At 26.2% G+C, this 23,780-nt stretch carries 15 protein-coding genes, 4 tRNA genes and 2 pseudogenes; 15 read left to right on the top strand and 6 right to left on the bottom strand.

All coding sequences use genetic code 11. The features are described 5' to 3' along the window. Positions 1 to 109: 109 nt before the first annotated feature. The 5 genes from cysE to metF all read right to left on the bottom strand — a co-directional run bounded on the left by cysE (position 110) and on the right by metF (position 5,411). Entirely contained in the window at positions 110 to 871 is a 762-nt protein-coding gene (gene cysE / locus UAR70_00255) for a serine O-acetyltransferase (GenBank protein ID XBC39787.1), read from the bottom strand. A 180-nt stretch (positions 872 to 1,051) separates the two neighbouring features. Continuing rightward, positions 1,052 to 1,501 carry a rhodanese-like domain-containing protein gene (locus tag UAR70_00250; GenBank protein ID XBC39786.1) on the bottom strand — a complete coding sequence of 150 codons (450 nt, stop codon included), beginning with the start codon at positions 1,499 to 1,501 and terminating at the stop codon, positions 1,052 to 1,054. 152 nt (positions 1,502 to 1,653) lie between these two features. Continuing rightward, a complete protein-coding gene (argH, locus tag UAR70_00245; protein ID XBC39785.1) occupies positions 1,654 to 3,030 on the bottom strand; it encodes an argininosuccinate lyase in 1,377 nt (458 codons plus the stop codon). A 99-nt stretch (positions 3,031 to 3,129) separates the two neighbouring features. Continuing rightward, on the bottom strand, positions 3,130 to 4,350 hold the full coding sequence (locus UAR70_00240) for an argininosuccinate synthase (GenBank protein XBC39784.1): 1,221 nt from the start codon (positions 4,348 to 4,350) through the stop codon (positions 3,130 to 3,132). Positions 4,351 to 4,511: 161 nt separating this feature from the next. Beyond that, positions 4,512 to 5,411, bottom strand: coding sequence for a methylenetetrahydrofolate reductase (gene metF, locus UAR70_00235; GenBank protein XBC39783.1), 900 nt, complete (start codon positions 5,409 to 5,411; stop codon positions 4,512 to 4,514). 182 nt (positions 5,412 to 5,593) lie between these two features. Here metF and murB point away from each other — a divergent pair, with 182 nt between their 5' ends. The 15 genes and pseudogenes from murB to purH all read left to right on the top strand — a co-directional run bounded on the left by murB (position 5,594) and on the right by purH (position 22,152). Further along, positions 5,594 to 6,601 carry a UDP-N-acetylmuramate dehydrogenase gene (gene murB, locus UAR70_00230; GenBank protein XBC39782.1) on the top strand — a complete coding sequence of 336 codons (1,008 nt, stop codon included), beginning with the start codon at positions 5,594 to 5,596 and terminating at the stop codon, positions 6,599 to 6,601. Positions 6,602 to 6,984: 383 nt separating this feature from the next. After that, positions 6,985 to 7,057: transfer RNA gene (locus UAR70_00225), tRNA-Thr, on the top strand. A 38-nt stretch (positions 7,058 to 7,095) separates the two neighbouring features. Then, positions 7,096 to 7,178: transfer RNA gene (locus UAR70_00220), tRNA-Tyr, on the top strand. 54 nt (positions 7,179 to 7,232) lie between these two features. Next, positions 7,233 to 7,304: transfer RNA gene (locus UAR70_00215), tRNA-Gly, on the top strand. Positions 7,305 to 7,317: 13 nt separating this feature from the next. After that, positions 7,318 to 7,391: transfer RNA gene (locus tag UAR70_00210), tRNA-Thr, on the top strand. A gap of 387 nt (positions 7,392 to 7,778) precedes the next feature. Then, on the top strand, positions 7,779 to 8,162 hold the full coding sequence (secE, locus tag UAR70_00205) for a preprotein translocase subunit SecE (GenBank protein ID XBC39781.1): 384 nt from the start codon (positions 7,779 to 7,781) through the stop codon (positions 8,160 to 8,162). 4 nt (positions 8,163 to 8,166) lie between these two features. Beyond that, the gene (gene nusG, locus UAR70_00200) at positions 8,167 to 8,712 is read left to right on the top strand and encodes a transcription termination/antitermination protein NusG (GenBank protein XBC39780.1); all 546 of its coding nucleotides are present in this window, start codon (positions 8,167 to 8,169) and stop codon (positions 8,710 to 8,712) included. A 138-nt stretch (positions 8,713 to 8,850) separates the two neighbouring features. Further along, complete coding sequence (gene rplK / locus UAR70_00195; GenBank protein XBC39779.1) at positions 8,851 to 9,282, top strand: 50S ribosomal protein L11; 432 nt, start codon at positions 8,851 to 8,853, stop codon at positions 9,280 to 9,282. Continuing rightward, complete coding sequence (rplA, locus tag UAR70_00190; GenBank protein XBC39778.1) at positions 9,283 to 9,981, top strand: 50S ribosomal protein L1; 699 nt, start codon at positions 9,283 to 9,285, stop codon at positions 9,979 to 9,981. A gap of 257 nt (positions 9,982 to 10,238) precedes the next feature. Then, entirely contained in the window at positions 10,239 to 10,748 is a 510-nt protein-coding gene (gene rplJ, locus UAR70_00185; GenBank protein XBC39777.1) for a 50S ribosomal protein L10, read from the top strand. A 75-nt stretch (positions 10,749 to 10,823) separates the two neighbouring features. After that, entirely contained in the window at positions 10,824 to 11,192 is a 369-nt protein-coding gene (gene rplL / locus UAR70_00180; GenBank protein XBC39776.1) for a 50S ribosomal protein L7/L12, read from the top strand. 244 nt (positions 11,193 to 11,436) lie between these two features. Continuing rightward, a complete protein-coding gene (gene rpoB, locus UAR70_00175) occupies positions 11,437 to 15,468 on the top strand; it encodes a DNA-directed RNA polymerase subunit beta (GenBank protein ID XBC39775.1) in 4,032 nt (1,343 codons plus the stop codon). An 83-nt stretch (positions 15,469 to 15,551) separates the two neighbouring features. Beyond that, positions 15,552 to 19,769, top strand: coding sequence for a DNA-directed RNA polymerase subunit beta' (gene rpoC, locus UAR70_00170; protein XBC39774.1), 4,218 nt, complete (start codon positions 15,552 to 15,554; stop codon positions 19,767 to 19,769). Positions 19,770 to 20,155: 386 nt separating this feature from the next. Beyond that, positions 20,156 to 20,437, top strand: a pseudogene (locus tag UAR70_00165) (HU family DNA-binding protein). A gap of 128 nt (positions 20,438 to 20,565) precedes the next feature. Then, positions 20,566 to 22,152: a bifunctional phosphoribosylaminoimidazolecarboxamide formyltransferase/IMP cyclohydrolase gene (gene purH / locus UAR70_00160; GenBank protein ID XBC39773.1), complete on the top strand. Its 1,587-nt coding sequence runs from the start codon at positions 20,566 to 20,568 to the stop codon at positions 22,150 to 22,152. A 57-nt stretch (positions 22,153 to 22,209) separates the two neighbouring features. On the opposite strand, the pseudogene UAR70_00155 reads toward purH, so the two are convergent. Then, a pseudogene (locus UAR70_00155) lies at positions 22,210 to 23,654 on the bottom strand (potassium transporter TrkG). Positions 23,655 to 23,780: the final 126 nt, after the last annotated feature.

Here is a 23,780-nt window from a genome sequence, read left to right as displayed (position 1 = left end):
AAACAAACATAAAAAATTATATATTCTTATTATATTAACAACTATTTAGAATATTAATACTAATACTCTGAAAACTACGTTTATTTAAAAAAAATATTATCAACCATAATTAATTTTTTTCATGTTTTTTACTAATTATCGTTGCTGGAATTCCGCAAACTACTGAATTATCAGGAACGGATGTCAATATCAAAGATCCAGCTTGAATATTTGTTTTCGTACCGATAGTAATATTTCCTAAAATCATAGAATTAGCACCTATTATAACTCCTTCACACACTTTAGGATGCTGAACAACACCTCTACTATCTTTTTCTGTCCTTCCTAGAGTTACACACTGAGCAATAAACACATTATTTTCTATAATAGACGTACTTCCAATACATATATTAGTTCCATACTCTAAAACTATTCCATGTCCAATTTTAGCAGCAGGATGAATATTTACAGAAAAAAGAGATGAAATTGCATTTTGAAAATATAATGCTAATGATTTTTTCCCGTTATACCAAAGAAAATTACTAATTCTATATATCTGTAATGCATGAAAACTTTTTAAATATAACAGTGGTACAAAATAGTATTTGATTTCTGAATTTTTATTACAGACTGCTTGAATATCTTTTATTGCAAAAAATAAAATATCATTACAAACAGAATATATTTCATTAAAAATATCTCTAATAGTCACTTGAGATATATATTTATTCGATAATTTACTTGATAAAATATAACTTAATGCCATATCAAAAGTTTTATGTTGTAATATATAAGCATGATAAAATCCAGTTAATTCAGTATCTTTATTAACTAATATTTCAACTTCAGAAATAATTTGATTCCATATTATCTCGATTTCTTCAGATAACATTATTATCCCCAAAAAATAAACTATTTATAACAAAAAATTAATTCTGTTTATATAATCTAATGTAAATCTAATAATATAAAAATATATACAAATTCAAAAATTTTATTAAATTTTAACTAAATTATTTATTTTATTCGTTTAAAAAAATTACTGTAATAATTAAAATTATTACTAAAAATGTTAATCATCTGTAGATAACACTACTGGATTATCATTAGATAACCAACCCACCATACCATGTTTTAATACATAAATATCCTGACATCCAATAGATCTTATAAAATAAACATAATTTTTATTTATTTCACTATTATTTTCAAAAACTAAAATCACTGGAAAATTTATATATTCTTTTAATTTTTTTACATAAAAATCTGATTTTACATGATCATAAGATATATTAATAGAATTAATAATTCTACCAGAAGAAAATTTTTTAGAATCACGTGCATCTATAATCAAAATAGTTTTTTTTGTATTAATAAAACTTATCAATTCTAATGCGGTAATAAACTTGACATTAAAAAACATATCTTTAACCACAAAAAATAGCATTAATAACAAAGATATGCACCATGAAACACTTAAAAACATATGATCATAAAAAAATTTTAAAATAATATCCAACAAAATAATAATTTCCTATATAAATATAATGATAAAAACTTAAAATCATGTTAAATTAACTCAAATACAAAAATACAAAAATATAATTTATAATAAAATTAATTATAAACAAAAACATACCATATATTCTTCAAAAACTCATTAAAAACAAATACTTATATATTTAAACTCATTTTTTCATCAATTATAGCCTGAGAAACTACCCTCGGAGCAACACCCCCTTTAGATATCCTTTTTTTAAGTAAAGATATTACATCCAATGCATCGTATACATCCATATCAATATGTTTGCTATATTTTTTGAATACAGATAAATTTAATTTTTCTAACGGCAATTTTAGTGTTAACGCTTCTAATACTATTTTTCCTGTAATATAATGAGAATCTCTAAAATTAATTCCTTTCTTCACTAAATAATCAGCTAATTCAGTAGCGTTAGAATAACTCGTTTTTAAAGAATACCAACAATTAGAATAATTGACACACAGATCTTTTAAAATTAAAGATGCCATACACAAACATTCTTCCCAAGTATCAAGAGTATCAAATAAACCCTCTTTATCTTCTTGCATATCTTTATTATATGATAATGGTAATCCCTTTAAAATTACTAAAATTCTAATCAAACATCCAAATACTAGTCCCGATTTAGACCTAATTAATTCCAATGAATCAGGATTTTTCTTTTGTGGCATCAAAGAAGAACCAGAAGTAACACAATCTGATAATTCTATAAATTTTAATTCCGATGAATTAAAAAAAATTAAATCTTCAGAAAACCGTGATAAATGCATCATACTAATTGATGCAACAGAAACTAATTCCACTACATAATCTCTATCCGAAACACTATCTAAACTATTATTGGTAGAAGATCTAAACCCCATATCTTTTGCCAAATCTTCTCTGTTAATATTCCAAGCATTTCCAGATAATGCTCCAGATCCTAAAGGACAACTATCTAATCTTTTTAACGCATCATTTAAACGACATTCATCTCTTTTTATCATTTCTAAATATGCTAAACACCAAAAAGAAAAAGTAATAGGTTGTGCGCACTGCAAATGAGTGTATCCAGGCATAATTATGTGTTGAGTTCTTTCTGAAAGTTTAATTAACTCAACTTTAAAATCAAAAATATTTTTAAATAAACATTTTAATTTCTGTTTACACCATAATTTTAAATCTGTAGATACTTGATCATTTCTACTTCTACCTGTATGTAATTTTTTACCTAAATCTCCTAACATATTAATTAATTGTTCTTCTACCCAACTATGAATATCTTCTGAATTACTTTTTAAAACTAATTCAGGATCCTGTTTAACATTACACAATAAAACACACAGTGCATCCTTTATTTTTTTATACTCATCATAATTCAGTATCCCTGACTTAAATAAAGCACCTGACCAAGATATTGATCCTAAAATGTCTTGTTCTGCTAATCTAAAATCAATATTAATTGAACTATTGAATTTTTTAAAAAATGGATTAGAATCAGAAATAAATCTACCTCCCCATAATTTCATAAAATTCTCCAAAGTTATTACTTTAAAACAAAATATATATTTTCTACTTGTATTTTTTAAAATACTCACAAAACCATAATTAAATATAAAATATCATTATTAATTAATATTCTTACATTTTTTTATTGATCTAATTTTAGAAGATAAAGAATATAACTTAATAAAACCACCAGCATCTGATTGATTATAAATATTATCTTCATTAAATGTAGCAAATTCTTTAGAATATAAAGAATTTGGAGAAAACTTTTGAATAGCAGTAACAGTCCCTTTATATAATTCTAAAACAATAGTACCATTCATTCCTTTTACTAATTCTTCACAAGCAGCTTGCAAAGATTTTCTAATAGGACTAAACCAATTTCCATTATAAACAACATACGACATTTCTAATGCAATCTGTTGTCTCCACTTAAAACTATCTCTATCTAATACTAATTGTTCAATAGCACGCAAAGCTTTTGTCAAAATAGTTCCTCCAGGAGTTTCATAACATCCTCTTGATTTTATACCAACTAATCTGTTCTCAACAATGTCTAAACGACCTATACCATGTTTCTTTCCTAATATATTTAATTTTTCTAAACACTTTAAAGGCGTCATAACCTTATTATTTACCGATATAGCACAACCATCTTTAATTTTTATAGAAACTATTTCAGAGACATCAGATGCTTGTTTAGGATCTACAGTCCACGTCCAGCAATCTTTTGTTGGTTTATTCCATAAATCTTCTAATATTCCCCCTTCAGTCGAAATATGCCATACATTTTCATCTCTACTATAAATTTTATCCAAAGATGCTGTAGTACTAATATTTTTTTTTCTTAAATAAATAAATAATTCTTTTCGAGAACGAAATTTCCATTCTCTCCAAGGAGCAATAACTTTTAATTGTGGAGCTAATGCTGCATAAACCATTTCAAATCTAATCTGATCATTACCCTTTCCAGTCGCACCGTGACAAACAGCATCAGCATTTAATTTAAGAGCTAGTTTAACTTGAGATTTAGCAATGATAGGCCGTGCTAAAGCAGTACCTAAAAGATACTGCCCTTCATATACCGCACCAGATTTTAAAATAGGATACACATAATCTCTTACAAAGTCCTCTCTTAAATCTTGAATTACACATTTTGATGCACCAGAATTTAATGCTTTTTCTTTAATGTTTTCTAGATCATTTTTGTTTTGTCCAATATCGGCTACAAAAGCTATTACTTCTGCTTTGTAATTTTCTTTTATCCAAGGAATGATAACTGATGTATCTAATCCTCCTGAATAAGCTAACACCACTTTTTTAATAACTTTATTATACATAATTAATAATATTCCATGCTTTTAACTACATTAATGTTAAAATAATATATTAAATAATAGATTTTAAATATCAACTAATATTAACATTTATATAATTATACAATATAAATATTTAGACAACTATCTAAAAAATGTCATAAAAAAATTTTTAAACATTAATGCTAAACCTTAATGGATTTTATACCTAAAACATGACATAAAGCACAAGAAATGTCTGCGCGATTCAAAGTATAAAAATGAAAATTTCTTATTCCCTCACTATATAACACTTTAACCATATCCATTGCTATACTAGCACCAATAATTTTACTCATACTAAAATCACTCTTAACTTCGTCAAAAAGATAATTTAACCAATTAGGAATGTTTACATTACTCATACTAGAAAACTTAAGTAATTGCTTAAAATTAACTATAGGAAATATACCAGGAATTATATCCATAACAATATTATTTTTTGCACACAAATCTCTAAATTTCAAAAAATGATTAATGTTAAAAAAAAACTGAGTTATAGCACAAGATGCACCTGCATCCATTTTCTTTTTTAAATTTTTTATATCATTTTTAAAATGCGTTGATTCTGGATGAGTTTCTGGATATGCTGCTACAAAAATTTTAAAATCAGCTACCGATTTTAATAAGTTCACTAAATCTACTGCATACATTTTATTCTTCTGTAACTTTGAATCTATAACATCTCCACGTAATGCTAAAATACTACGAATTCCACTATTCCAATACTTTTTAGCTATGTACTTTAACTGATCTAGAGTATAATTAGCACACGTTAAATGAGGCACAGTATCAATACCTGTATATTCTTTAACTTTCTTTACTGTATTATACGTATCCATCTGCACTTCTGAATGACTAGTTCCACAAGTGACCGAAAAAAATTTAGGACTAAATAACTTTAATTGATCAATAGAATTCCATAAATTAACTTCCCAAACTTTTTTATTGGGAGGAAAAAATTCAAAAGAAACACTTACTGTTTCACGAATATTCATTAAATATTGGTTTAATGTTTCATGATAATCCGTATATACTAATTTCATAGTATTATCCTTAAATTGGTATACAACGAATAATTTAGAATAATTAATAAATTTAAAATTTATCTTTTTAAAATACATGATAGTATATATATTAACAATATTAATTGTAAATACATAACCATGCAAAATAAAAAAAATTAAAATTTTCATGATATAAATAAAAACAATACATTTCTACATACATGAAACCCTATAATCAATCCTTAAAATTCTTTCATACATTTAAAATAAACTTATTTGCAAAAAAAATAATCATTGTTAAAAATAAAACATCACTCATAAAAATATGGAAAACATGCAAAAAACGTAACATAAAATTTATATTGTTAGGAGAAGGGAGTAATGTTTTATTCCTAAAAAACTATAATGGAATAGTAGCTATTAATAAAATTACTGGAATTACTATTGAAGAACAAAAAAAACATTGGCTTTTAAATGTAAAGGGAGGAGTGAAATGGCACTCATTAATAAAATACACCATGCAAAAAAAAATTTATGGGTTAGAAAATTTAGCCTTAATACCAGGATCTGTAGGATCAGCGCCCATTCAAAATATAGGCGCATATGGAATAGAATTTAAAGATATATGTGATTACGTAGATCTGTTATCTTTAAATAATTCTAAGATCATTCGTGTCTACAAAAACAAATGTTGTTTTAATTACAGAAATAGTATCTTTACAAAAAAATACAACCATAATCATATTATTTATTCTGTAGGAATAAAATTATCAAAAAATTGGATTCCAAATCTATCATATTTAAAATTCAATTTACCACACTATAAAAACAATATTACTCCGCAAAAAATTTTTTATCAAATTTGCAAAATAAGAAAAAAAAAATTACCTAATCCAAATAAAATAGGAAATGCGGGAAGCTTCTTTAAAAATCCTATAGTTAATTCAAAATACGCAAAAAAACTTATTCAACAATATCATAATCTTCCTTATTATCCTCAAAAAAATGGAACTATAAAATTATCTGCAGGATGGTTAATTAACCAATGCCGATTAAAAAAATTATCAATTGGATATGCTAGAATATATAAAAAAAATTCTTTAGTTCTCATTAATAAAAACAACTTAGCAACAGCAAATGAAATAATAACATTAGCTAACATAATTGTATATTATGTAAAAAAAAAATTTGATATTATTCTAAAACCAGAAGTAAATATAATAAAGTAGACATTTAACTAAAAAACATATTTAATAACTGAATAAATCTTATAATAAACATTACTTCCAAATCATCTATAATTTCAAAAGACAAAATAATATACAAATATGTTATAACTTAAATCTATTTTGTGATAACATTCTAAAAATTATAATTTTTTATTTAAATAATACACACAACAATAAAATACTATTATTTAACACAATATTGGAATTAAAACTAATATATTTAAAAATGTTATTAATTTAAAATATTTTATATAATACCCATTTAATACATTACAAATAAAATTTATAATATATTTTTTTATGCTTTTATTAAAATATTATTAATAATTAATAAATTTTTATTGCATAAATCATAATCTATCCGTAATATACTATTTAAATAAGCCGGCTTAGCTCAGCAGGTAGAGCAACTGACTTGTAATCAGTAGGTCACCAGTTCGATTCCGGTAGCCGGCATGCAAATATTTAATTTCTGTCTATATAAATAATACAAAGGTGGGATTCCCGAGTGGTTAAAGGGAGCAGACTGTAAATCTGCCGTCTATAGACTTCGAAGGTTCGAATCCTTCTCCCACCAACAAAAAATGATTAATAATACCTAAATTAAAAATAACTAAATGTTTCAAAAATCGCGAGCATCGTATAATGGATATTACCTCAGCCTTCCAAGCTGATGATGCGGGTTCAATTCCCGCTGTTCGCTTTAATAAAATTTAGCTGATATAGCTCAACTGGGTAGAGCACACCCTTGGTATGGGTGAGGTTCTCAGTTCAACTCTGGGTGTCAGCATAAAATTGAAAATTTAACAAGAAAAATGTAATTCTAAAAAAACTACAAACAATTTATTTAAAAATCTACATCAAATTACTTTAATTCATCTAAAATAAATATACTTTCAGTCTTATATCATATTAATATATAATATAAAACTATAACCAATCTAAAATAACTAACAAAATAAATAATATTTACTCATTTAAAATACAATCTACTAACTTATTTTATTTAAATTTTATTTAACTTATTAAAAAACATGATTTAAAATTTTTTCATGTAAAAAAATATAATATTTAATCGTTTATACGTATAAATATTATATTAAATGTAAATATTAAAACCATTAAAAATCTTACTATGTTAAATAATCTATTTTAATTAATATTTTTTGGATAATATATGATTAAAAAAAAAAAATTAAAAAAAAAAAATAAAAAATTAGAAATAATAAAATGGTCAATTTTAAGTATACTAGTAATAATACTTATTTTAAAATACATATTTTATTTCAAATATTCTAATTATTATTATAACATAATTCTAACTAGCTCAATTTTATTAATAATAGGAATATTTTTATCTACTCAAACCGGAAAATTTTTTATAAATTTAGCTAAAGAATCAATACATGAAATTAAATCAATTACATGGCCTAATTTAAAAGAAACATTTAATATTACTTTAACTGTCATCATAGTGACTATTTTATTATCACTAATTCTATGGGGACTTGATAATATTTCAGTTATATTAATATCGTTTATTACTAGTATAAGGCTATAAAAAAATGTATAACCATCAAAAAAAACGTTGGTACGTTCTACAAGCATTCTCTGGTTTTGAAGGACGGATTGCACAATCAATACGAGAGCACATAAAACTAAAAAAAATGGGATCTTTATTTGGAGAAGTTATGGTTCCTACAGAAGAAGTAATTGAAATTAAAGCTGGACAAAGAAAAAAAAGTGAATATAAATTCTTTCCAGGATACGTATTAATTCACATGGTCATGAATGAAAGAAGTTGGCATTTAGTACGCAGTATACCTAAAGTACTAGGATTTATAGGCGGAACCTCTGACCGACCATCACCTATTACAGATAAAGAAGTACAAGCCATACTAAATAAACTAAAACAAGTCGAAAACAAACCAAGACCCAAAACATTATTTGAACCAGGAGAAACTATAAGAGTTAATGACGGACCATTTTTAGATTTTAACGGAATTGTAGAAGAAGTTGATTACGAAAAAAATAGACTAAAAGTTTCAGTATCAATTTTTGGAAGATCTACCCCTATAGAATTAGATTTCAACCAAGTAAAAAAAAATTAAATAATACTTTTTTATATTGCATGAATTCCATTTATTAATATTACAAAACCAATATGATGTGTAATTTTAATAAATAATTTTATCATTTTAAAATAATATATTAAAATTTTTTTATAATAATTAAAGAGATATAAAATCATGTCAAAAAAAATACAAGGATATATAAAATTACAAGTTGCTTCTGGAATGGCTAATCCTAGTCCTCCAATTGGCCCAGCTCTAGGACAAAAAGGAGTTAACATTATGGAATTTTGTAAAGCTTTTAATGAATATACAAAAAACTTAGAAAAAGGATTACCAATTCCTACTGTTATAACCGTTTATGCAGATAAATCATTCACCTTTATTACAAAATCACCTCCAGCATCTATTCTATTAAAAAAATTCGCTGGAATTGAAAAAGGATCTCCTAAACCTAATAAAGAAAAAATAGGATCAATTACTATGACAAAGATTTTAGAAATTGTAAAAATAAAAAAACTAGATATGACAGGAGCAAATACAGAAAACTCTAAAAATTCAATTATAGGAACAGCTCGTTCTATTGGCCTAATTATAAAGGAAGAATAAATGAAAAAATTAACAAAAAAAAGAAAAATTTTAACTACCCTAATTAAAAAAAATCACATTTATAGTATTCAAGAAAGTATTATTTTATTAAAGAAAACAACTACTAAAAAATTCATCGAAAGTTTAGATGTATCTATAAATTTAGGAATTAATCCAAAAAAATCTGATCAAAATATAAGAAATACCACCCTATTACCTCATGGAACTGGAAAAATAAAAAAAGTAGCAGTATTTACTCAAGGTGAAAACGAAAAACTTGCAAAAAACTATGGAGCTGACATAGTTGGACTAGAAGATTTAATAGAACAAATTAAGAATAAAAAAATTTATTTTGACATTGCCATAGCAACACCTGATGTAATGTCATCAGTTGGTAAAATTGGATCTATATTAGGTCCAAGAGGTCTAATGCCTAATCCTAAATTAGGAACAATTACTAATAAACTGAAATATGCAATACAAAACGCCAAATCAGGACAAATATTTTATAAAAATGATAAAAACGGAATTATCCATGCTACTATTGGCAAAATAAATTTTTCAGAAAAAAAAATACAAGAAAACTTACATGCTTTACTTACTTCTCTAAAAAAATCTAAACCGAAACAATCCAAAGGAACATATATTCAAAAAATAGTAATTTCTACTACAATGAGTCCAGGAATCAAAATAGATTTAAGCACTATAAACAATGTATAAGAACAATAGATTTATACTTTACGATAAGTAAAAAACTCTTTATAATAAAATCTTATTTGTGCTAAATTCGATATAAAAATATTATATAAAAAAATATTTTATTTAAAATTCTATATTTAATTTTTAAAATTTAAATAAATTTAATTAAACTTACAACTTAAAAAACAAAAATTTATAAAAATACAATTCACTATATTCTATCTTAAAAACAACAAAAATTCTAGTGGCATTTAAATAAATAAAGGAGAACAAAAAAAATGGCATTAAACATTCAGAAAAAAAAAGAAATTGTCACTAAAATTCACTATATTACTAAAAAATCACTCTCTATAGTTGTTATAAATCCCACAGGAATAAAATCACACGATATCACACGTCTTAGAAAAATAGCCCGAAAACAAAATGTAAAATTAGGAGTATTTAAAAATACTTTATTACATCTAGGAATACAAAAAACACCATTTGAATATTTAAAAAATATAATTGTAGGCCCTACATTAATAGCATATTCTTTAACACATCCTGGAAGTGCTGCTAAATTACTAAAAAATTTCTCTGCATCACAAAACAATACTCACACTAACCTAAAAATTTTAGGAGCAGGTTTTGAAGGAAAAATAATCTTAAAACAAAATATTAATATACTCGCTGATATGCCAACATTTGAAGAAGCAATATATCGTTTTATAATTTTCGTAAAAGAAATTTCTGTAAGAAAATTATTACGTACACTAATATCTATTAAAAATATAAAACAAAACTTCTAATTCTATCAAAATTTTATATTCTATATATATAAACATTACTTCTTAATTTCTTAAGCGTTATTAGGAACAATTATCATGTCTATAACTAAAGAACAAATTTTAGATGCAATATCCAAAATGTCTATTGTGAATGTCATGGATTTAATTTCAGATATGGAAAAAAAATTTAATGTATCATCACAAATACCTATAAATCCAATTTCTACTTCTAAAACTGAAAAAATTGAAGAACAAACAGAATTTTCTGTTATCCTAAAATCCATTGGAAAAAACAAGGTATCAGTAATAAAGGCTGTACGTAGTGCAACAAATTTAGGACTAAAAGAATCAAAAGATTTAGTAGAATCAGCTCCTACTACGATAAAAGATGGAATTACTAAAGAAGCAGCTGAATCTTTACAAAAAATATTAAACGAAGCCGGTGCAGAAGCAGAAATTAAATAACTAAAATGAAAATTATTTAATAATCATAAAATGAAATATATATTTTAGTTTGCTGGTGATCGTAATAAGTCACCAGCCTTTTCAATTTTGAATTTTCACAATGTATATAGCACTACATTAATTATTTCAATTAGTAAAACAAACTCTAAACCAATCTAAACTATTTTAAAAATTACAATTTTTTATACTATTCATAGTTAAAAAAATAAATAAAATTTTATTAATTAACTAAATCGAGAGTCTTATGATTTACTCTTATACCGAAAAAAAAAGAATTCGAAAAAATTTTGGAAAACGTCCAAAAATATTAGACATACCTTATCTTCTTGCTATTCAACTTGACTCATTTAAAAAATTTATTAAATATGATCCAAATGGAAAAATAGGATTAGAAGCAGCATTTAGATCTATCTTTCCAATTAGAAGTTACAATGGAAATTCAGAACTACAATATATCCGTTATAATTTAGGAAATACTGTTTTTGATGTACAAGAATGTCAAACTCGAGGAATTACTTATTCTTCTCCATTACGAGTAAAATTACGCTTAATAATTTATGCCAAAGACACATCGGAAATTACTATTAAAGACATAAAAGAACAAGAAGTATATATGGGAGAAATTCCTTTAATGACTGCTAATGGAACTTTTATAATTAATGGTACAGAAAGAGTAGTTGTTTCACAGTTACACAGAAGTCCTGGAGTTTTCTTCGATAGTGATAAAGGAAAAAATCATTCTTCTGGAAAAATTTTATACAATGCTAGAATTATTCCATACAGAGGATCATGGTTAGATTTCGAATTCGATCCAAAAGATAATTTATTCTTTCGAATTGATAGACGAAGAAAACTACCCATAAGTATTATTTTAAAAGCTTTAAATTATAATACAGAAGAAATTTTAGATATATTTTTTAAAAAAAATGTTTTTGTATTTTTAAAAAACGAAGTTTTAATGAAACTAATACCCAATAGATTAAGAGGTGAAACTGCGTCCTTCGATATACGTATAAATAATGTAACATACATAAAAAAAGGACAACGAATCACAGCAAGACATATAAATGCACTAAAAGAAAAAAACATTAATACTATTAAAGTCCCACTAGAATATCTAGTAGGAAAAATATCAGCTAAAAATTATATAGATAAAAATACTCAAGAAATTATTGTAGCAGCTAATGCAAAATTAAGTATCAATATTCTATTAAAATTAAAAAACAATCAATATCAAGAAATAGAAACAATCTTTACAAATGATTTAGATCACGGACCATATATTTCTGATACGCTCAATATCGATCCAAGTCACGATAAATTAAGTGCATTAGTAGAAATCTATCGCATGATGAGACCGGGTGAACCACCAACACGCGAAGCAGCAGAAAATTTGTTTGAAAACTTATTTTTTATTGAAGAAAGATATGATCTCTCGTCTGTAGGACGTATGAAATTTAATCGTTCACTAAGAAGAAATAACATTTTAGGACCTGGTACATTAAATAAATTAGATATAATTGATGTAATTAAAAAACTAATTGACATAAGAAATGGTTATGGAGAAATAGATGATATAGATCACTTAGGTAATCGTCGTATACGATCCGTAGGAGAAATGACAGAAAATCAATTTAGAATAGGACTTATAAGAGTAGAACGTGCCGTTAAAGATAGATTATCTTTAGGTGATTTAGACATGCTTACACCACAAGATATGATAAACGCAAAACCTATTTCTGCTGCTATAAAAGAATTCTTTGGATCAAGTCAACTATCTCAATTTATGGATCAAAATAATCCTTTATCAGAAATTACACATAAACGTCGTATTTCTGCACTCGGGTTAGGAGGCCTTACTAGAGAAAGAGCTGGATTCGAAGTGCGTGATGTACATCCTACACACTACGGAAGAGTCTGCCCTATAGAAACTCCCGAAGGTCCTAATATTGGATTAATAAATTCTCTGTCAGTATATGCACGAACAAACTCATACGGGTTTTTAGAAACACCATATCGAAAAGTAAAAAATGGAATAGTCACTCAAGAAATTGAATATCTATCTGCTATTGAAGAAGGTAATTTCGTTATTGCACAAGCAAATACAAATCTAGACAATACAGGAGCGTTTATTGACGATTTGATTGTCTGTAGAAATAAAGGAGAATCTAGTCTATTTAAAAATATTCAAATAAATTATATGGATGTATCTACACAACAAATAGTATCAGTAGGAGCATCTTTAATTCCTTTTTTAGAACACGATGATGCTAATAGAGCTTTAATGGGAGCTAATATGCAAAGACAAGCCGTACCAACCTTACGTGCTGATAAACCATTAGTAGGAACAGGAATGGAACGAGCTGTAGCAGTAGATTCCGGAGTTACTGTCATTGCAAAAAGAAGCGGAATAGTTCAATACGTAGATGCTTCTAGAATTATTATAAAATCAGATAGAAATAAAATAAATCATGAAGAAAGCGAAATTGATATTTATAATTTAACAAAATATAAAAGATCAAATCAAAATACATGTATTAATCAAATTCCATGTATTTCTTTAGGAGAAATAGTAAAAAAAGGAGATGTACTAGCTGATGGACCATCAACAGACTTAGGAGAACTAGCATTAGGACAAAATATGAGAGTAGCCTTCATGCCATGGCATGGATATAATTTTGAAGATTCTATTTTGATATCTGAAAAAATTGTACAAAAAGATCATTTTACAACAATTCATATTCAAGAACTATCATGTATTTCTAGAGATACTAAACTAGGAGCTGAAGAAATTACTTCAGATATTCCTAATGTAGGAGAAGCAGCATTATCTAAATTAGACGAATCAGGGATTGTTTACATAGGAGCTGAAGTTAATGGAGGAGACATTTTGGTTGGTAAAGTGACTCCTAAAGGAGAAACGCAACTTACTCCAGAAGAAAAATTACTCAGAGCTATTTTTGGAGAAAAAGCGTCCGATGTCAAAGATTCTTCATTAAGAGTACCAAATGGAGTGTTAGGAACAGTAATTGATGTACAAATATTTACCAGAGATGGAGTGAAAAAAGATAAAAGAGCTCTAGAAATTGAAGAAATGCAACTACAAACAGTAAAAAAAGATTTCACCGAAGAACAAAAAATCTTTGAACAAAATTTATTTCTTCAAGCAAAATCTATACTAATCCATTTAGGAATAAATGTCAAAAACTTAAATACCATATCAGAATTAAAACTACTTAAAATTAATATTAAAAATAAAAATCATCAAAAACAACTCAAACAACTATTTTTACAACACGAAAATTTACAAAAAAAATTCAAGAAAAAGCTAGCAATAAAACACAAAAAAATTACTCAGGGCGATGACTTAGCACCAGGAATATTAAAAATTGTTAAAGTCCACTTAGCAGTAAAAAGACAAATTCAACCAGGTGACAAAATGGCTGGAAGACATGGCAACAAAGGAGTTATCTCAAAGATTAATCCAATAGAAGACATGCCTTATGATCAAAATGGACTTCCTGTAGATATTGTTCTAAATCCATTAGGAGTACCTTCTAGAATGAATATTGGACAAATTTTAGAAACTCATCTTGGTTTAGCATCCAAAGAAATAGGAAATATGATTAATAATATGTTAATAGAGCAAAAATCCATTTCAAAAATCCGAAACTTTATACAAAAAGTTTTTGATACAGGAGATAATATAACTCAAAAAATAAACCTAGATACTTTTTCTAACGAAGAAATACTTTGTTTAGCTAAAAACTTAAAAAATGGACTACCAATTGCTACACCTGTTTTTGATGGAGTTAAAGAAAATGAAATCAAAGAATTATTAAAATTAGCAAATTTACCTTCGTCTGGACAAATAAATCTGTTTGATGGCAGAACTGGAGAAAAATTCGAAAGACCAGTAACTGTAGGTTATATGTATATGCTTAAATTAAATCATTTAGTAGACGATAAAATGCATGCTAGGTCTACAGGATCATATAGTTTAGTCACACAACAACCATTAGGAGGTAAAGCACAATTTGGAGGACAACGTTTTGGAGAAATGGAAGTGTGGGCGTTAGAAGCGTATGGAGCAGCACATACCTTACAAGAAATGTTGACAGTAAAATCAGATGATGTAAATGGAAGAACTAAGATGTACAAAAATATAGTTGACGGGAATTATAAGATGGAACCAGGAATGCCAGAATCATTTAATGTATTACTAAAAGAAATTAGATCACTAGCTATTAATATAGAATTGGAAAACGAAAACTAATAAAACTCAAAAACTTATTAAAAATTTTATATTTACTAACTTTGCCTTATTTTTAAATATTCAATCTAGCAGGTCATAGATTCGTGAAAGATTTATTAAAAAATTTTAAATTACAAACCAAAAATGATGAATTTGAAGCAATAAAAATTGCACTAGCTTCACCTGACATGATCCGATCATGGTCTTTTGGAGAAGTTAAAAAACCAGAAACTATAAATTATCGTACGTTTAAACCAGAACGAGATGGATTATTTTGTGCACGTATATTTGGACCAATAAAAGATTATGAATGTCTATGTGGAAAATATAAACGTCTCAAACATCGTGGAGTAATTTGTGAAAAATGCGGTGTAGAAGTCACACAAAGTAAAGTTCGTAGAGAAAGAATGGGACATATTGAATTAGCAACACCTATTGCACACATATGGTTTTTAAAATCATTACCATCAAGAATTGGATTATTATTGGACATGCCATTAAGAGATATAGAAAGAGTGTTATATTTTGAATCCTATGTAATAACTAATCCAGGACTTACAAATTTAGAAAAAAATCAAGTACTTAGCGAAGAACAATATTTAGACTTGATAGAAAAGTTTGGAGATGAATTCAATGCTCAAATGGGTGCAGAAGCCATACAATCATTACTAAGTAATATGAACTTATTACAGGAATGCAATCAATTAAAAAAATTACTTAAAAAAAATAATTCAGAAACTAAAAGAAAAAAATTTACAAAACGCATTAAATTGTTAGAATCTTTTATTAATTCAGGAAACAAACCAGAATGGATGATTTTAACAGTACTTCCTATTTTACCTCCAGATTTAAGACCATTAGTTCCTTTAGATGGAGGGCGTTTTGCTACATCTGATCTTAATGATCTATATCGACGCGTAATTAACAGAAATAATAGATTAAAAAGACTTTTAGAATTATCAGCACCTGATATTATTGTAAGAAACGAAAAAAGAATGCTACAAGAAGCAATAGATGCTCTTTTAGATAATGGAAGACGAGGAAGAGCCATAACCGGTTCAAATAAAAGACCTTTAAAATCTTTAGCTGATATGATAAAAGGAAAACAAGGTCGATTTAGACAAAATTTATTAGGTAAAAGAGTAGATTATTCTGGAAGATCAGTTATTACAGTTGGTCCATATTTACAATTACATCAATGTGGGCTTCCAAAAAAAATGGCTCTAGAACTATTTAAACCATTTATTTATGGAAAATTAGAAAAAAAAGGACTAGCAACTACCATAAAATCTGCTAAAAAAATGGTAGAAAGAGAAGAACCTATTGTATGGGATATTCTAGATGAAGTAATTCAAAAACATCCTGTATTGCTAAATCGAGCTCCTACTTTACATCGATTAGGTATTCAAGCATTTCAACCCATTTTAATTGAAGGAAAAGCTATTCAATTACATCCTCTAGTTTGTGCCGCATACAATGCAGATTTTGACGGTGATCAAATGGCTGTACATGTTCCACTAACTAAAGAAGCTCAAAATGAAGCAAAATCACTTATGATGTCAACAAATAATATTTTATCTCCTGCTAACGGAGAACCTATTATTGTTCCTTCGCAAGATGTAGTATTAGGTTTATATTATATGACCAGAAAAAAAATAAATGCTAAGGGTGAAGGAATGATTTTGACTAATCCAAAGGAAGCTGAAAAAATTTACAATATGGGATTTGCCGAATTACATGCCTCAGTAAAAATAAAAATTACCCAATACATTAAAATTGATGAAAAAAAATTTCAAAAATTTACTAAAATAGAAAATACTACCATAGGTAGAGCAATACTATGGATGATCGTTCCAAAAGGATTGCCTTTTTCGATGGTTAATCAAATATTAAGAAAAAAATCCATTTCAGAACTTCTTAATACTTGTTACAGAATATTAGGATTAAAATCTACAGTGTACTTAGCGGATCAAATTATGTATACCGGTTTTGCTTATGCTGCACAGTCAGGTTCATCTGTAGGTATTGATGATATGGAAATACCCAAAGAAAAATCAGAAATTATTACTGAAACTGAAATAGAAGTATCAGAAATACAAGAACAATTTCAATCTGGACTCGTAACATCAGGAGAAAGATACAACAAAGTTATTGATATTTGGGCTGCAGCTAACGAAAGAATTTCAACATCTATGATGAAAAATCTCTCTACAGAACTTATAAAAAATAAACATGGTAATCAAGAAAAACAAATTTCTTTTAATAGCATATTCATGATGGCTGATTCAGGTGCCAGAGGATCAGCAGCACAAATTAGACAATTAGCTGGAATGAGAGGTTTAATGGCTAAACCAGACGGATCAATTATAGAAACTCCCATTACTGCAAACTTTAGAGAAGGTTTAAATATACTACAATACTTTATTTCTACACACGGTGCTAGAAAAGGATTAGCAGATACAGCATTAAAAACTGCTAACTCTGGATATTTAACACGTAGATTAGTAGACGTTGCACAAGATTTAGTAGTAACAGAACATGATTGTCTTACCCAAGAAGGCATAATTATGACATCTGTAATAGAAGGAGGAGATATAAAAGAACCGCTGCGAGAAAAAGTTCTTGGAAGAGTAACAGCAGAAAATATTATACAACCCCATTCTAAAAATATATTAATACCCAGAAATACACTATTAAACGAACAATGGTGTAAAATTCTAGAAAAAAATTCCATAGACAATATAAAAGTAAGATCTGTAGTCAATTGTAATACTCATTTTGGTGTATGTGCTAATTGCTACGGAAGAGATCTTGCAAGAGGCAAACTAGTAAGTAAAGGAGAAGCTATTGGAGTAATAGCAGCACAATCTATAGGAGAACCAGGAACACAACTAACTATGAGAACATTTCACATAGGAGGAGCAGCTTCCCGAGCAGCAGCAGAATCTAATATACAAGTCAAAAACTCTGGAATAATTAAACTACAAAACGAAAAATCTGTAATCAATTCTGATGGAAAAATAGTAATAACATCACGAAATGTAGAACTAAAAATTCTTGATGAATTTAATCGAACTAAAGAAAGTTACAAAATACCATACGGAGCTATAATAGCAAAACAAGATAAAGAAACAGTACACTCAGGAGACATAATAGCAAAATGGGATCCACATACTATACCAGTTATTTCAGAGGTAACAGGATATATCAAATTTGTTGACATGATTGATGGACAAAGTATAACAAAACAAACAGATGAACTAACAGGATTAACTTCTATAGTTGTTTTAGATACATCAGAAAGAACTATTTTAGGAAAAGATCTGAGACCAGCATTAAAAATTATTGATAAAAATGGCAACAAAGTATTAATTTCAGGAACTGATATGCCAGCTCAATATTTTTTACCTGGAAAGTCTATTGTTCAAGTCAATAATACTAGTAAAATACGTTCCGGAGATACATTAGCTAGAATACCTCAAGAATCCGGAGGAACAAAAGATATTACAGGTGGATTACCAAGAGTAGCCGATTTATTTGAAGCAAGAAAACCTAAAGAATTGGCTATTTTAGCAGAAATTAGTGGATTTATCTCTTTTGGTAAAGAAACCAAAGGAAAACGAAGATTAATCATTAATTCATACAGTAAAAACCATCCTCCATATGAAGAAATGATTCCTAAATGGAGACAATTAAATGTCTTTGAAGGAGAACGAGTAGAAAAAGGAGACGTAATCTCTGACGGTCCAGAATCTCCACACGATATCTTAAGATTAAGAGGTGTTCAAGCAGTTACTAAATATATCATCAATGAAGTGCAAGAAGTTTATCGCTTACAAGGAGTTAAAATTAATGATAAACACATCGAAATTATAGTCAGACAAATGTTAAGAAAAGCTACAATCACTAAATCAGGACAATCAGAATTTTTAGAAGGAGAACAAGTCGAATATTCTAGAATAAAAATATCTAATCACAATCTTAAAAATAACGGAAAAGAACTAGCAACTTTTTCTCGAAACTTATTAGGAATTACAAAAGCATCACTAGCGACAGAATCATTTATTTCTGCAGCATCTTTCCAAGAAACTACTAGAGTATTAACTGAATCATCAGTTGCTGGTAAAAAAGATGAACTAAGAGGTTTAAAAGAAAATGTAATTGTAGGTCGTTTAATTCCAGCCGGTACAGGATATACTTATCACAATAAAAGATTAAAAAACAAAAAACTAAACAATAAACAAGAAAAAAACACTCATGCTTCCATTAGTGCTGAAGAAGCGTCAGCAAATTTATCAGAATTATTAAATTCAACATTATAATAAAAATTACAAATAAACATTTGCTATTTGTTAACAAATGTTTATTTGTATTTGAAATATAACACATCACACAAAAAAAATATTGAACAAAATAGATATTTTAATTTCATATTATTTATAAAAAACAAATTTACTAATATCAAAGAAAATATTTATAATACAATTATTTAAAAAAAATATATCAATACATTTACTCAAAATTAAAAATTTACATGAACTATTTTAATAACTAGATACATATATTTTTCAAAAATTTAAAAAATAAAGTATAAAATTTTACAATAAAAATATATGATATATATTTATACATAAGCAAAAATAAAAAATTAGTATTTTCATATAATATTAATTTTATATGAAAAGGATACAATTTAAAAAACGGGGAAAATATGAATAAATCAGAGTTAATTAACATAATTTCTGAAAAAAGTAACTTATCTAAAGTTAAAACCAAAAACATACTAGAAACTATACTAAAAGAAATTATATTCTCTCTAAAAAATGGAAATCCTGTACAACTAGTTGGTTTTGGTACTTTTAAAGTAAACAAAAGAGCTGCTAGAATCGGAAGAAATCCACAAACTGGACAAACTATTCACATATCAGCTACAAAAACACCAGTGTTTATTTCAGGAAAAACTTTAAAAACTGCAATTAAAAAAGTTTAAATCATGAATACTCATACATATAGGAAGTACAAAAAATACTTCTTATATTATTTTATTTTAATATAAATCACATAATATACTTTACACTTTATACTTTATACTTCATATAATTCCATATAAATAAAAATATGATACAAAATACAAAACAAATTAAAAATGCACTAATCAGTATTTCTAATACTACAGGAATAATAGATTTTGCTAAATCTCTAGTTTCTAAAAATATAAAATTGTTTGCTACTTCTGGAACAGCAAAATTACTAAAAAAAAATAATATTAATGTTATAAAAATTGCTCATTATACTCAATGTCCAGAAATCATGAATAGTAGAATTAAAACCTTACATCATAAAATATACGCTAGTATATTAGCACAACCAGAAAAAGATAAAAAAATAATAAAAAAAAATAATATCATCTTAATGGATATGATAATAGTGAATTTCTATCCATTTAGCACCAACTTACAAAATAAAAATTTAATTTTTAAAAACGCTATGGAAAACATTGATATTGGAGGACCTTCAATGGTAAGAGCGGCTGCAAAAAATTATAAAAACGTACTTGTAATAGTTAAACCAAAATTATATTCATTTATTGTACAAGAGATGACAAAAAATAATAACATTATTACCAATAAAACTAAACTAAACTTTGCAACTATAGCGCTAAAATACGTCATGCATTATGATGAAAAAATTTATCACTACTTCAAAAAAAAAAACAATACAACTTCGATAAATCCATTTCAAAAAACACTTCCAACTCACTTAACCCTTCAACTTATAAAAAAACAAGACCTATATTACGGAGAAAATAAATTAGAACAAGCTGCATGGTATACTACAGATCAAAATAAAAATTATGGAAAATTAAATATTCAACAACTACAAGGAAAAACTTTATCATACAATAATTTATTAGATATTTATTCATCACTGTCATGTATTCAAGAATTTAAAGAATTCACTTGCGTTATATTAAAACATGGAAATCCATGTGGTATTTCAACATCCTCAAATAACTATAACGCATATTTATTAGCTTATGAGACAGATCCAATTTCAGCTTTTGGAGGTACTATTGCATTTAATACTATATTAGACGAAAAAACCACTCAAACTATTCTAGAAAAACAGTTTTTAGAAATAATTTTAGCACCTGAATTTACACATGAAGCAAAAAAAGCTCTTAATAAAAAACCAAATTTACGAGTTATACAATACTTAAAAAATTATAATTACTCATATTATCACATAGACATAAAATCCATATATGGAGATTTCTTAATTCAAAACAATATACAAAATACTATAAAGACAAAAAAATGGAAAATTGTTAGTAAAAAAATTCCCACTTTAAAAGAAATTCACGATGCTAAATTTGCTTTAAAAGTAGTAAAACACTTAAAATCTAATGCTGTTGTATTTGTTAAAAATAAAACTACTATTACTATAGGATCAGGACAAACTAGTAGAATCGATGCAATAAAAATCGCAATTAATAAAACTAATAATAGCCTTTCATTAAAAAATACAATATTAGCTTCAGATGCTTTTTTTCCTTTTAAAGATAGCATCGAATTAATATCTAACAAAAAAATATCGTGTATTATTCAACCTGGTGGATCTATTCAGGATAAAAAAATAATACACTCCGTGAATCAACATAAAATTTCTATGATATTTACTAAATCAAGATATTTTAAACACTAATAAAAAAACACCTAAAAATACAATTTTAAATAAATATTATATAAATAAATCTAACAATTATTCTTTCCAAAAAAATGGAATTAATAAAACTAATAAAGCAAATAGTTCTAATCTTCCAAACAACATCGTAAAAATTAATATCCATTTAGAAAATATATTTGATAACATATAATTATCTGAAGCTAAACCAAAACCAATTCCTAAATTACTTAATGTAGATAACACAGCTGAAAAAGAAGAAAATAAGTCACATCCAGATAATACAAGAAGCAACGTACTAACTAAAAATATCACAAAATAAAAAAAAAACATAATACCGAACCTAAAAAACGAGTAGATATAATTTCATTATTAATTTTAACATTATATAAAGTGTATGGATTTACTAAATAATTTAACTTATAAGAAGATTTCTTAAAAGACAATAAAAAACGAATTATTTTAAAACCACCACTAATGGAACCAGAACATCCACCTATAAACACAAAAAAAAATAATAATATAAAAACATTTTCAGGCCAATTTAATATGCTAATTATAGAAAAACCAGCAGTGGTAAACCAGGAAAAAAGTTGAAAAAAAGAATTAAATATAAAATTTTCAGATACAATCATAGAATTAAATAATAAAAAAATAGACAAACATAATAAAAACAACTGAAAAATTATAAAAACTCGACATTCTAAATCACTCCAATATATGAAAATACTTCTTCCACTTAAAAATAAAAAATGTAATGAATAATTAAGAGATGATAAAAATAAAAAAAAATAAACTACAAAGTTAATTTTCAAACTATGAAAATAACTAATACTAGCATCATGAGTAGAAAATCCTCCTACAGACACTGTAGAAAAACTATGACTAACAGCATCAAAAAAAGACATTCCTGATATCCATAAAGATATAGTACAAATAATAGTTAAAAAAATATATATGAATAAAAATTTCTTTGAAATTTCTGAAGTTTTAATAGATATAACTTGATTTTTTTGGATAATATGTAACATTTTAAAACGATATAATTGTGCTCCTTTAAAATTTAAAAGAGGACAAACAATTACTGCTAACGATATAATTCCAATACCACCCAACCACTGTAACATTTGCCGATAAAATAAAATTGATTTAGGTAAATAATCTAAACCAACAAGAATAGTAGCTCCAGTAGTAGTAAATCCAGAAAAAGACTCAAAAAAAGCATCAGTTATGGACAAATTTAATACTTTTGAAAATAAAAATGGAAGAGCTCCTAAACTTCCTAAAACTATCCAAAATAATACTGATAATAATAAATTCGCACTATTATTCAATTCTACTTTTTTGTTTTTATTTGGTAACCATAATACAAAACCAATACTAAAGATAATCAAAAATGCCAAAAAAAACGGTCGTATCGAATTATCAATATACATTAAAGAAATTATTATAGGAATAATCATAGTAATAGAAAATAAAATAACAAAAATTCCTATAATACGAAAAATATTACGATAATACATATACTTTTAACTCCATTAAAATATAAAACTCATTTTTTTTCATCTTTTTAAAGTGTATGTTAAAATCTATAAATATTTTACTTAATACAAAAATTCTATATTTTTACTAAAATATTTTATAAAAAT

This window comes from Buchnera aphidicola (Chaetogeoica yunlongensis) (genome assembly GCA_039829965.1).
Classification (GTDB): Bacteria; Pseudomonadota; Gammaproteobacteria; order Enterobacterales; family Enterobacteriaceae; genus Buchnera_B; species Buchnera_B aphidicola_BA.
Note: the sequence above shows the minus strand (reverse complement) of the source record. Positions and strands in the feature narration are given on the sequence as shown.